General features: G+C 39.6%; 10 protein-coding genes. 8 read left to right on the top strand and 2 right to left on the bottom strand.

What is annotated here, in order from left to right; genetic code table 11:
- Positions 1–520: 520 nt before the first annotated feature.
- Positions 521–1,147: a DUF6946 family protein gene (locus tag EIZ58_RS25485; RefSeq protein ID WP_134703794.1), complete on the top strand. Its 627-nt coding sequence runs from the start codon at positions 521–523 to the stop codon at positions 1,145–1,147.
- 267 nt (positions 1,148–1,414) lie between these two features.
- Positions 1,415–2,299: a hypothetical protein gene (locus EIZ58_RS25480; RefSeq protein WP_134703793.1), complete on the top strand. Its 885-nt coding sequence runs from the start codon at positions 1,415–1,417 to the stop codon at positions 2,297–2,299.
- Positions 2,300–4,246: 1,947 nt separating this feature from the next.
- Here the strand turns inward: EIZ58_RS25480 and EIZ58_RS25475 are convergent.
- Positions 4,247–4,477 carry a hypothetical protein gene (locus EIZ58_RS25475; RefSeq protein ID WP_134703792.1) on the bottom strand — a complete coding sequence of 77 codons (231 nt, stop codon included), beginning with the start codon at positions 4,475–4,477 and terminating at the stop codon, positions 4,247–4,249.
- 325 nt (positions 4,478–4,802) lie between these two features.
- A complete protein-coding gene (locus tag EIZ58_RS33855; RefSeq protein ID WP_167577964.1) occupies positions 4,803–4,973 on the bottom strand; it encodes a hypothetical protein in 171 nt (56 codons plus the stop codon).
- Between the two features lie 348 nt (positions 4,974–5,321).
- Between EIZ58_RS33855 and EIZ58_RS25470 the strand changes: the two genes are divergently transcribed.
- From EIZ58_RS25470 to EIZ58_RS25445, 6 genes are all read left to right on the top strand, one after another.
- A complete protein-coding gene (locus EIZ58_RS25470) occupies positions 5,322–5,609 on the top strand; it encodes an HU family DNA-binding protein (RefSeq protein WP_134703791.1) in 288 nt (95 codons plus the stop codon).
- A 657-nt stretch (positions 5,610–6,266) separates the two neighbouring features.
- On the top strand, positions 6,267–7,115 hold the full coding sequence (locus EIZ58_RS25465; protein ID WP_134703790.1) for a cell wall hydrolase: 849 nt from the start codon (positions 6,267–6,269) through the stop codon (positions 7,113–7,115).
- Positions 7,116–7,288: 173 nt separating this feature from the next.
- Positions 7,289–8,257: an LCP family protein gene (locus EIZ58_RS25460; RefSeq protein WP_167577963.1), complete on the top strand. Its 969-nt coding sequence runs from the start codon at positions 7,289–7,291 to the stop codon at positions 8,255–8,257.
- 334 nt (positions 8,258–8,591) lie between these two features.
- Positions 8,592–9,953: a phosphoglucosamine mutase gene (gene glmM / locus EIZ58_RS25455; RefSeq protein WP_134703788.1), complete on the top strand. Its 1,362-nt coding sequence runs from the start codon at positions 8,592–8,594 to the stop codon at positions 9,951–9,953.
- 857 nt (positions 9,954–10,810) lie between these two features.
- Entirely contained in the window at positions 10,811–12,232 is a 1,422-nt protein-coding gene (locus EIZ58_RS25450; protein WP_134703787.1) for a sodium:solute symporter family protein, read from the top strand.
- A complete protein-coding gene (locus EIZ58_RS25445) occupies positions 12,225–12,419 on the top strand; it encodes a hypothetical protein (protein ID WP_134703786.1) in 195 nt (64 codons plus the stop codon). The genes EIZ58_RS25450 and EIZ58_RS25445 overlap by 8 nt, the downstream gene beginning before the upstream one ends.
- Position 12,420: the final 1 nt, after the last annotated feature.

The raw sequence follows: 12,420 nt of genomic DNA, 5'->3' as shown, positions 1-12,420 counted from the left end.
AGATGACGTCGTTCCCGGAGAAAAGAATAAATCAGATCTTAGATGAAAGTAGATACTGAGAGTCTTAACATATCAATATAACGTATGCGATGTTCCATTACTTGAAGCGCAGTCGTTTATTGATATCCATTTACTGTGAGAGGTACAGGAATATGGATAACTTTTCTAGGTTCATTTATTCTTTTAATAGAACAATATTTGTTCTATAATAAGAATTAAATGAATTTTATCAAAGGAGATGCCATGAATAAGGAATATATTAAGCCGACCATTTTACATCATCAAAAAGTAACGTTTGAGACTTTAATAAGTAATAATAAACGGTGTGTTATCTGGTTTCATGTTGACTTAGGGCCAGGTCAAAGACAGGTATGCGGAGAATGGGTACAAGACCCTTGGTACATTCCATAATGGAGGACACCATAGATCTTAACTCACTAGCAGAAGTGTTGAAAATAAATCGGATTTTATGGAGTGGTGCTAGACTTCTAGAGTCTATGGATCATAAAGGGTGATTACAATGATCATTAAATCTAGTGAAGGAAAGCTAATAGATAGTATTGAGGCCTGGTTACAATATTCACCACCAGCAAAGAAGACTCAATGGCAAGATGGAAGAAGCGCAAAAGAGTTTGCGAAGGCTTGGTTTAGAACTGGTAAGGCACACTTACCTGATGAATTATTAACTTTACTCGAATCCCATCAAGTTACAAGAAGGTTAGAAGTTGAAGAGGCGATTCCTGAAAAGAAGACTGTCCTTGATAACTTTAGAGGGAATGGTCGGAATCATGACATGATTTTGATTGGTAAAACTCAGCAAGATCGTATAGTAATATCAATCGAAGCTAAGACTGATGAACCCTTTGGGGAGCTTATAGGTAAATATTTGGTGCGCGTAAAAAGCAATAGCAGAAGTTCCAGGATAAATCAACTCTCTTTGGCCGTTTTCGGTCATACTGAAGTCTCTAATCTTAGGTATCAGTTGCTTCATGCAATGGCTGGCACATTAATCGAAGCTAAAAAGTATGGAGCAACACAAGCCATTCTTATTGTTCATGAACTTGTGACAGGAAAAAAAGGAAATAGGGCGAAAAGAAACGATAAGGACTTATCAGATTTTATTAATGCTCTTTCCAATCTGTCCTAAGGATGTGAGATATTTACTAAGGGTGTTCTGATAGGCCCATTTTATGTACCAGGCGGGGATAGAGTACCTTCTTCTATTCCATTTTATCTTGGTAATGTGGAAAGTATATAAATTATGCCAGCAAGATTACCTGGCTTCCGCGAATGGTGACAGAATCTCTATTATAAACAAAGTTTGTGTAACAATGTCTTTAGATATAGTATATAGGTGCAGTGGATGATATGATTTACTATACCAACTAGATTCTTTCAGCAGAGGATGATTCCTATGAAATGGTTAAAGATTTTAGGTTGGCTATCTATTCCGTACATAATGATTATGTTTCAATGGAAGCAATTAGGTAGTGTAGGTAGAGGGTTGGGTACGCTATGGGCTTTATTCGTACTTCTCATAGCTATTTCAACCAATAGTAGTGAACCTCAACAGGAAAATGCGATATTAGCTTCTGCTCCTGCTAATCAAAAAGCGGAAACAGAAGCTAATGCAAATAAGGAACAACAATCTGATGTACAAGACAAAGAAGCCGTAAAGCAACCAGAAAGAGAAACTCCACCACAAACAGAAATGCTCCAATACAAGATTGGAAAAATTGGTGATTTAAGCGTGGGTAATGCTGTTCGGTTAGAGTATTGGATTGTTACGGACCCAATGATAACTGAAGAACAAATTAAAAAGATCGCTAATGAGGTTGTGGAAAAGGCTAAGAAAGAAAAAAAGTTTAATGCAATGGTTCTTTGGTTTATAGATGATGGAAGGCAGATAAATAATGGTTATACGGTAGCAAAAGTTGAATATTCTCCAAATGGTGTGTGGGAAGACGCTATTCATGTTAAGACAGGAGATTATTCGAAACATAAATTTGTTTATCATATGGGTTCGGCACTTACCGGAAAACTTCCTAAGGATAACGAAAACTACCCTACGAAAGAAGAATTAGATCTTTATTTTGCTTATAAGGTATTAATGGATAGTAAAGAAAGTCCCATACATGAAGAAATGCCTTTGGATACAAAAGATGTAATAAAGTGGATTAAGGAAAATCGAGATCGTTCTGATGCTTACGAAAAAGATGTTATGAGTAAAATAGCAATTCAGTATAACATTCCACTTGAGAAATTAGAGGAAATCATATTAAAGGCTAGTGTTCGTTAAGCCAAAGAAATGATAGATAAACACTAGTTATAAACTGACTAGTGATCGCCAACGGCAAAGCGTTTCGCGCTTTACCTCGTGATTGGGACTGTCCCGCACTCCGCTAAAGTTTAGAGCGTAAAAGTAGATCCTCCCGCATCAAGAATACAACTCTTGATGTGGAAGGCTATTTGCCGTTCTGACAGAGAAGCAAAAACGATCTTTTGTAACTCAATTTTAAACTTCACCTTATCAAAACTATTTTAATAAATGGTAGGAGGATTGGGTACGGATAGACTAAGGGAGAGAAATTTGATAGGATAGGAGAAGCAATTACATATAGCTGGATGGGCGGTTGGCCACTTCCCTAATGGAAGGGAGGTGGTAAAATGACGACGTACGAAGCAATAATGATGGCACTTACATCAAATTTAGTTTTGGTAGGAGTCTTAACAATTTTTGTAATGATCGTCGTACTAAGAAAAAAGTAACCGTCCCGCCACGGCCAATGGAATAGGATAGGTTACTTTTTTCGGTTGCTTAAAACTTATTCAATTCGGGTCAGCCGCTCTTCATGCGGCGTGTAGTTGCGCAGTCAGGTGTTACCAGCACCTGACTCTTTTTATTCTTTGGTTTTATCTAATTATATTATACACGGAAACTTAGCAGCGTTCAAATAATCGTCGAAGGCGAAGCTGTCCCTCACTCCGCTACTCGGCTAATGTCTAAAGTATGAAAGTAAACCTCCCGCATCAAGAATACAACTCTTGATGCGGGAGGTTATTTGTCATTCAACTAGGATTACAAAACCGTTGTTTTGTAATCTTATTATATTATCGTTTTCTCATTGATATATTTGATGTGTTTTAACTTCTGCCTCCTCGCTATTCGCTGTGGGTAGCTAGTTTTTAAGGCTTTACATGGAGTGGCGGGCATGATAGGCTGGTCTGTCTGATGAAGCCAATAGCTGCCTGCGTTCATAAGGAATCATGCCCGCAGAGGCTCCATGTCAAGCCGCCTAGCAAATTACTCTCCAAAACTGGTGTACCCATACTAAATAGCGAAGAGCCCAATAAATCTACGGTTTTTTGTTTCAAATCACGCATAGCTTGCTCTTCCTGATTAAGAGTTTTCTCCCCTCCTGCCATCTACTGTGGCTTCGGATAGACCCTTCGCTTACAAAGGGCAGAGATGTAGGTATGAGATAAATAGGGGAAACGATTGACAAGATTATGCATATAGGTGTAAATTACACTTATATGCATAATCTTTAAAATAATCCCACAATGTGGCATTAAAGATAAGGAACATATAAGAACATCAGCTTTGTCATTTGAAGTATGGAAACACTCAGAATCTTAATGATATGTTTACAAGGATAGGAAAAATGAGGTGATCACCGTTGAAAGGAATCAATTTGGTCATACAATGTAGGTTCTGTGAAGATGGAGTCTACGCAGATATATTAGAGGCCTACAGAAGCACATTATATGTAGTTAAATGTCATTATTGCGGAAAGGTGTATGAGATTTTGCAACATCATTATCAACCCAGACCCATAGTAAAAGAGGAGCTCAGTTAATAGATGGACAGATAAAAAATATAAAGGATATATTTTGTCCCCACTAAAAGCGCCATACGTTAATGGGTAAGTATAATGAGCGGTCCCATGGTAGAATTCCTTCTAGAATGGTCCATTAATTATATACTTAGCCTATTTCTCTAAGATGACAGTGATTAAAAGAGCAGCCAAAATTCCAACAGACATAAACCGTTTCAAAGAATGTTTTATTAAAAAACAACGATAACCATGCTATTAGGAGAAATTCTTGATAGATGGGGATGGCTAGCGCCGAGCGTCATAAGGATGCAAAGAGATCTCATCCCTTTGCATCTTTTCTATTATTTTTTGTTTTAAAAAGTAACTTATTTTCGGGACTACCGATAACGATTCCTGAATTCCCTCTTCTATTCATCCCAATAGGGGTAAGCTAATTCATATATTCTAGCAGGTTGGCTATTTAATCCATAATGTGTTTCTCCCGAATGTACCATGTAGGCTGACCAGCCTAGATCCCCAATATAATAAGTAACTTTATCTTTAAAGGTTACAGTTATCAAATCATCACTTTCCCCGATCTTTTTAAATCCCTTATTTCTTAAAAGTAAGTTTACGGTTTCTTGTTTCAGATTACGCATAGAACCCCCTTATACATGTCTATTGAGCTTTCGGGTACTTAAGATGAAAAAATTAACCCGCCATTCCTGGCAGGCAACCATGATTCTCTTGGAATACATGCGTAGGAAATTTTATTATAATGCACCAAATTCGTTATGAATAGATAGAACAGTTAGACAAATTACTGCGGTTGACATGTCTAAATAACTAGTAATTTGTCAAGATAATTGTAGATAAACTCAATCGGAACTAAAAAATTCGATATAGACAATAAAGGGTTACCAAAATACAAATAAAGGATACCTTTAGCTTTTTGAGCTATGGGTATCCTTTATTTATATTAATCTATGCGTCAATTTTCTCTAATGCATGTTCCCATGACGGAAAGTAAAACAGTGCATTTCTCATTAATACAGGATCAGATTGCTTTACTTTCTTTTTACTTAGTGATTCCCCTTTTGCTTTCAACTGCCTCAACTTCGCCAAAACATCTTCCATCTTCATGTCAGCTTGCATCGAACTTCACTCCTTATCGGTTGTAGTTGATGTCTGTTCATTAGATGTAATGCCTTGCATAAAGTGTAATATAAAAAATGGCTCGAAGCAAATGGACTAAGCCGGTTGATATGTCTAAAAAACTATTGATTTGTCCATAATAGTAATACATAATCTAGTAGGTATTAAAATAGGGGGCTGAAGCTGCACTATGGAGGGATGATGATAATACCCACCTTAATTGTAGAAGATCCTTTATCTTGGAATCCAGTGAAGGAAAAGGAATTTCGTTTAAGAATCCCTTGCTCTCGAATACTAGTTTTCATTATATTGATAATAATAACCATATTTTCATAAGGAGGGTTAAAAATGAACAAAACGGAATTAGTAGCCTACGTAGCAGAAACCGCTGAAATCACCAAGAAAGATGCCACAAAAGCGGTGGATGCGGTATTCGAGGCCATTGAAAACAGCTTGAAAAAGGGAGAAAAGGTACAGTTAATCGGATTCGGTAACTTTGAAGTTCGTGAACGTGCCGCACGTAAAGGTCGCAACCCACAAACAGGTCAAGAGATTGAGATCGCAGCATCCAAAATCCCTGCCTTCACGGCCGGTAAGAGTTTAAAGAGTTCCGTTAACGGAGAAGAAACAGCCTAATAAAACACAAAAGCCTTGAGAATTTGCTTTTTCTCAAGGCTTTTGTATGTTATAGGTACTAGAACTTCCGAAACTTATTGAATCCTTCCACTTAGGGATTGCTCAGCATAGCAACCAACCGATCCATTCGCAAGGGATGTCTGGTCAGCACCAAGCTGATTTCCAAAATGTGAAGTGAAATTACCTAAAATTATTAAACTATTGATAACAGAAAGGTCAAAAATTAACGGTATATTATTATTGTTTTTGCAAGTTCATAACCTTTATTTATTTTCCTCGATGTTCCTCGTTATTTGATAACGAGGAATTTTTTTAAATATGGATATTGATATCCATTAAATAGCTGTTAATGGGTAGTAAGTTGCTTTTAACCCATTCTACAATCCCATATTTCCTCATCTTTCCTCATCTTTCTCTGTCAGAGTACAATCCTCTATGAACGTCTTCATTTTTTTTTCAAAAATAGGACTAGTCATCTTTTTTTCTCAGACAAGGTCAAAGGTTTTTAAAAAAAGTTAATAGAATGGTCATAATTATTTGATATTATGAAGACGCTTGCAGGAAATGTGCTCTTATCACTGTATGGATCGTTAGGCACTTTCTTTCACATCTTCCGTAAATTCATACATAGTGCAGTTTTTTAGAAAGGATTCTACCATGAAGAAAAGATCTACTTTCCTCCTATCCTTTGTTTTCTCCATTTTTTTTGTTCCAAGTATGACACAGGCTGCCGATTCAGCTCAAGCTACTATTATGATCAATGGAGTCCCTGTAAAAACGGTGAGTTTTATCCAAAAAGGTCGTACTATGGTACATTCCAGGTTTTTTGAACATACCGGTGTAGCGGTAAACTGGAGTGATCGGTCTAAATCCGTTCAATTAAAGCGGAATGGGAGGATTCTTACCCTCCCATCGGGCAAAAGTTATGCCGAATTCTTCGTCAAGGAAACGGACAAATGGCAGCGGGACAATCTTGCTGTACCAACGGTAAACCGAAATGGTAAAACCTATATCCCTCTTCGTTATGTTGCTCAGAAGCTTGGCATGAAAGTATCCTATAATCCGAAGCTCTCTCAGGTGTCCATTCAATATCCAACAGCATCATCAAGATCGTCCCATGCGACTGAAGACAGTGATTTAAATTGGCTTTATCGAATAACCGAGGCGGAAGCAAGGGGAGAAAGCTATGAGGGAAAAGTAGCGGTTGCAGCCACTGTACTCAATCGCGTAAAAAGTCCGGATTGGCCTGATACGATTAAGGATGTGATTTTCCAGGTTACAAATAAAAACGGGGTTGATCACTACCAATTTTCACCGGTTGCGAGTAAACTAATTTACCGTATATCACCGAGCTCGGATACAATCAAGGCTGTACAAGAGGCCTTAAAGGGGAATGACCCTACTCGGGGAGCTACGCTATTTTATAATCCCAAAATATCTACGAGTCAATGGATGCGTTCTAGAACAGCAACGGCCACCATTGGTAACCATGTTTTCGCGAAATAACCTCCTTCCCCAAAATATATGAAAGGAATTTTTCTAATGTGGATTTCCTAACGAGAGACATCAATCAACTACCTATAGAGGTAAGAGGTGAAAGAAGAAGAGTACGAAAGAGAAGGAGAAAAAAGAAGGGGATCCGGAGTTTCATTTTTAACTTTATTCTTATTTCCTTCATCGTGAGCACCAGCACCCTCGGATATGCAGCTTGGCGGGTCGATAAAGCATTGGATCATATTTCTTTAAAGCCGGGTTATCAAACGGAAGGAAGATCTTTTTCCTATGAGTCAAAACATGCTATGGAGCAACCGAACGAAACAAAATCCTTTTCGGTTCTAATCATGGGCAGGGATTCTCGGCCGGAGACGAGAACGAATCTTACCGATGTTATGATACTAGCTGCCATTGATCCAGCGAAAAAAGAGGTCTCGATGGTTTCAATTCCTCGGGATACCAAAGTCATGGTACCGGAAGTTAGCCGGGAGCTCAAAGTGAACAGCGTGTTTAATGTGGGAGATCAATTAAGAAGGAAAGAAGAGAGATTAGGAAAGATTCCCGATACGGACGGTCCTACCTTGGCCAAACAAACGGTTGGACGCCTTTTTAAGATCCCCATTGACCATTACATAGTAGTAGATTTCAATAGTTTTGTAGAAATTGTTGATGAAATAGGTGGAATTACGGTCCAGGTAGAAAGAGATTTGATTTATAATGATCCGACAGATCATACCCATATCAATCTGCGTGCCGGCCTACAGCAGTTGGATGGAGAGAATGCGTTGGATTGGATCCGCCATCGGCATGATGATCGGGGAGTTGACTATTATTCCAGTGATTTTGATAGGAATCGAAGACAACAAGAAGCGATTAAAGCAATTGTCCAAAAATTAGCGGGCTGGTCGAGTGCTACAAGAATTTTTGATCTGATGGATACTATGGCTGAGCATATTCAAACTGACTTGGCAAAGGATCAAATCAAAAATTTGATGTGGAGTTTGAAATCTTTCGACCTCAATCATTTGAAAAGTATCGAAACTCCTCATGTTTATTGGGACAGCCATCGTTTGCAGACAGTAATACCGGAGGAGGATCTGTCTCTAGTGCATAATGAGTTGAATTTCATTTTAAACAAAGGGAAGGACAAATAGCGTTCTTTCCTTTATTGATTATGGAATATAGTTTCAGTTTTGATCACTCTAGTAACTGTTCACGGCCACGGTACAGACCTGAATTGATAGGGAATAGAGAAAAAATGAGCAAATATTTCGAAATGGACGGAGTGTTGTCAGTGGGAGATTATTGACCATGGCTCAAATTTTTATTCACGGATACAGAAATTATGCGAGATTAAAAAAATCCAATTTTAGTCTTTAAATTTTAATAATGTTATAACTTTTTTATGATGTAATGTAGTTGATGAGAGATTCTAAAGCTTTTTGGAAAACCAATGTTAGATAATAGATAGATAGGAGTAGAGAAAAAATGGGCAAATATTTTGGAACGGATGGAGTAAGAGGCGTAGCAAACAAAGGATTAACTCCAGAATTAGCATTTAAATTGGGGCGATGTGGAGGATTTGTTCTTACAAAAGATAATCAGGGCAAACGACCAACGGTTATTATTGGTCGAGATACGCGTATATCCGGACACGTGTTGGAAGCTTCTTTAGCAGCTGGGTTACTTTCAATTGGAGTTGACGTCATTCGAGTTGGTGTTATCTCCACGCCAGGTGTTGCTTTTCTGACTCGTTCATTAGATTCGGATGCAGGAGTGATGATTTCGGCCTCTCATAATCCATTCCAAGATAACGGAATTAAGTTTTTTGGTGGGGATGGATTTAAGCTGTCGGATGAACTTGAAGCAGACATTGAGGCATTAATGGATGCGGAAGAGGATCAGCTTCCTCGTCCGGTTGAAGCGGCCATTGGTACGGTTACGGATTATCGTGAGGGTGGACAGAGATATCTTTCGTATTTAAAAACTACCGTTAACAATACTTTTCATGGTTTGAAGGTCGTACTGGATTGTGCAAATGGTGCAGCTTATGCTCTTGCTCCCCAGCTTTTTCGTGATTTGGGAGCGGAGACGGTTGTTCTTGCTCATCAACCGGATGGTTTTAATATCAATGAAGGTTGTGGATCAACTCATCCTGAACACCTACAGAAAGTAGTTGTAGAGCAGAAGGCCGATTTGGGACTGGCTTTTGATGGGGATGCGGATCGTCTCATTGCCGTAGATGAGCAGGGGAATATCGTCGACGGGGATCAAATCCTATTTATCCTGGCTACCGCTATGTCCAAAGATCGCCGTTTAAAGAACAATACCGTCGTTTCTACGGTCATGAGTAATCTAGGCTTTTTTAAGGCTTTGCAAACCAACGGATTAGAAGCAAAGCAAACCAAGGTAGGAGACCGCTATGTGATGGAGGAAATGATGAGCGGAGGATATAACCTGGGTGGAGAACAATCCGGTCATATCATTATGCTGGACTATAATACCACAGGAGATGGCATGTTATCGGCAATCCAACTGTTAGATGTCATCAAGGCGGAGGGAAAGTCACTATCCCAGCTTTCCTCCCAGATGCGAAAATATCCTCAACTTTTGGTTAATGTACAGGTAGAAGATAAAACCGGATGGGACACCAATGAATCCATTCAAGCAAGCATCCGCTCCGTTGAAGAAAAACTAGGGGAGAGTGGCAGAGTCCTCGTTCGCGCATCAGGAACCGAATCCCTCATCCGTGTCATGGCCGAAGGTCCCAACGAAGATGACCTCAAGCAATACGTAAACGGAATCGCCGACGTCATCAAACAAGAACTCACCCCCCGTGTTTTAGTGTGAGTGCCTGTCACCACCCGAATTTTGTCGATCGGTGAAGAACAAAGATTGGGTATTGCTGTTCTCTTCAACGAATGTAATTATCTAATACTATTGAGAACCATTTGGTGGTATATCTTATGGAGTGACTATTAGCATGATCAGCCTTGCGCTAGCTTGAAGAAGAAATGGTAGAATTTATACCATAACCTATACAGCCAAATTCTGTAACGAAAAGTGCGTTAGTTGTAGTCCCTCATGATAGCAAAAATAAACAATAGCTTTTACAAGCATAGTCTAAGAACAACTAGGTGCTTTACACCAGGTTGTTCTTTTCTTTTGTGAGTACTATCCATTATTCATAAGAAAGGGAATGATCTTGTTTTGTCAGGGGGCCATTCGGGTTAGTTTCAAGCAAATTAAAAAAAAGCGTTGTCATTTTAGTTTTTCACTATTATAATAAATCCAACAAACAAAATAAAATTCAGAATAGCAGTTCCGTAATTCGGAACAAAGAGGATTGAGAAATTTTCAAAGTCAATGAAAATCATGAGTGTTCACCAAGTTGTGGAAGTCAGCGATATGACCAAAACATAGGCTTACCGCATGGTTCAATCCTTGGAAGAGTTTTTTGATAAAAACGAAAGGGGTCCTATGGTGGGGAAGTGTTTGAATATTCGTTAAAAACTTCTCTACTGGTGATGAAACGTTAAAAAATGGCTTGTCCGAGGCGATAGCAGATACCATCTGCATCCATGTGAATAGTCCCTATGTTTTGGACTTTGCCCGGTTATTTCAGCCAGGAAATCTAGGCATTTGGCTTCAAGGTGAGCCAGTTGGATTCCGTCTAAAATGGAGTAGAAATTGAAAGGAGAAGAGGCATGAGAACAGAAGTCGCTGTTGTTGTTGGGATTTATTTTTCCATATTAATCGGTTGGGGTTTGATTAACTTTATTAAGAATCTAAATAAGGGAAACAGTTTGCAGGAAAGCCAATATGTCGGAACCCGAAACTTTGGTGTCGGGCACCTGTTGGCAACACTTGTTGCAGCATGGGCGAGCAACTATACCTTGTTGGCTGCAGCGGAAAGTGGATTCCGGAATGGAATTTCAGGGCCGATCTGGTATGCCATCGGGGTTGCTGTTCCAGTCATTTTCTTTGTATGGCCAGTCAATATTGTTTCTAAAATTCGGGAATCCATGCCAAACGGTGTCACGATTGTAGAATATGTAGGCAAGAGGTATGACGAGAAGTCGCGTTTAGCATCTTTGGTTATTGTACTTATTTCAAACATTCTCTACATCATTTCCGTTGTCATGGCGATCGGGATTGTTCTCTCTTCGCTGTTAAATATTGATACCGCCACAGCGACTATCATAGGTGGAATTGTCCTCGTTCTTTATACTGCCCTGGGCGGTTTCGAGGCGATGGTATGGTCACATGTCTATCAGCTCGTACTGGCTGGTTTGTCTGTCATCGTAGCTCTTATCCTTACGATTCAAAATGTCGGATTTACCGATTTTGTTTCCAGATTGCCCCAAGAAAAGTTAAACATGTTAGCTTGGGGTCCCTTAAATATGGTAGACTTCTTCCTTGTACTAACTGCCTTGACCATTGCATCTCCGGTCATTTGGCAGAGAATTTTCTCGGCTAGAGACAGCAAGTCTGCTGAACGGGCCATTTGGTGGTTCGGCCCTACCTGGGCTCCTTTTGCCGTAGGTTCCGGAATCATGGGGATGGCAGCGTTCATGCTGATGCCGAGCATTGACCCGAGTCAAGCAGCCACCAGATTGGTCATGGATCTATTTCCAACTTGGGCAGCCGTGTTATTCCTTTTGGGAGGGATGGCCCTGGTATTCTCCTCCGGTGATGCGACAGTTAATAATGTAGCATCGATCGTACAGTTTGATATCATTAACAAATATGTGAAAAAACCTTTGACATCCAAACAAAATCTGTTCTTAAGCTTTGGGTTGCAGATTTTCCTCGGTGTGATCGGGATCGTAGGCGCCCTAAAGTTTACAAGCATTCTAGGTCTTCTGGTCATTAACAGTGCCGTGAACATTGCGCTAATCCTGCCACTTTACCTCGGGTTGGTCTGGAAAGGAGCTACTTCTAACGGGGCTTTCTGGTCCATGCTCTTAAGCATCGGGATTGGTGGGTTTATGATCTTAAATCAATCCGGCCCGTTAGCTAATCTGCTCTCATTGCTTATTTCTGTCGTTGTGATTGTTGGTGTTTCCTACATGGCAAAAAATCAGGAAGCCGGGCTATCCGAAAGAGGAGGGAAAACAAGTGCCTAAAGTTGTAAAAGGAACGATTCTTGCTGTTTTGATTTATTCCGTGTTTTATATCGTCGCTTCTTTTAACCAAGATGCCGTTATGCCTATCCCTGCCGAGACGATGTACCTGCTGTTCATTTATGCAATCTTAGGTAGCCTTGGTATGGTGGTTGTCCTTCCTTTCATATTTCTAACTAAGAAAAAGTGAG

The organism is Ammoniphilus sp. YIM 78166 (assembly GCF_004522215.1).
Taxonomy (GTDB): domain Bacteria; phylum Bacillota; class Bacilli; order Aneurinibacillales; family RAOX-1; genus YIM-78166.
This window is presented reverse-complemented; position numbering and strand designations above follow the sequence as displayed.

Coding starts and splice junctions, on each gene's coding strand:
- EIZ58_RS33855 (WP_167577964.1), bottom strand. CDS start 4,973: ATGCAAGCTGACATGAAGATGGAAGATGTTTTGGCGAAGTTGAGGCAG.
- EIZ58_RS25450 (WP_134703787.1), top strand. CDS start 10,811: ATGAGAACAGAAGTCGCTGTTGTTGTTGGGATTTATTTTTCCATATTA.
- EIZ58_RS25480 (WP_134703793.1), top strand. CDS start 1,415: ATGAAATGGTTAAAGATTTTAGGTTGGCTATCTATTCCGTACATAATG.
- EIZ58_RS25485 (WP_134703794.1), top strand. CDS start 521: ATGATCATTAAATCTAGTGAAGGAAAGCTAATAGATAGTATTGAGGCC.
- EIZ58_RS25470 (WP_134703791.1), top strand. CDS start 5,322: ATGAACAAAACGGAATTAGTAGCCTACGTAGCAGAAACCGCTGAAATC.
- EIZ58_RS25465 (WP_134703790.1), top strand. CDS start 6,267: ATGAAGAAAAGATCTACTTTCCTCCTATCCTTTGTTTTCTCCATTTTT.
- glmM (WP_134703788.1), top strand. CDS start 8,592: ATGGGCAAATATTTTGGAACGGATGGAGTAAGAGGCGTAGCAAACAAA.
- EIZ58_RS25475 (WP_134703792.1), bottom strand. CDS start 4,477: ATGCGTAATCTGAAACAAGAAACCGTAAACTTACTTTTAAGAAATAAG.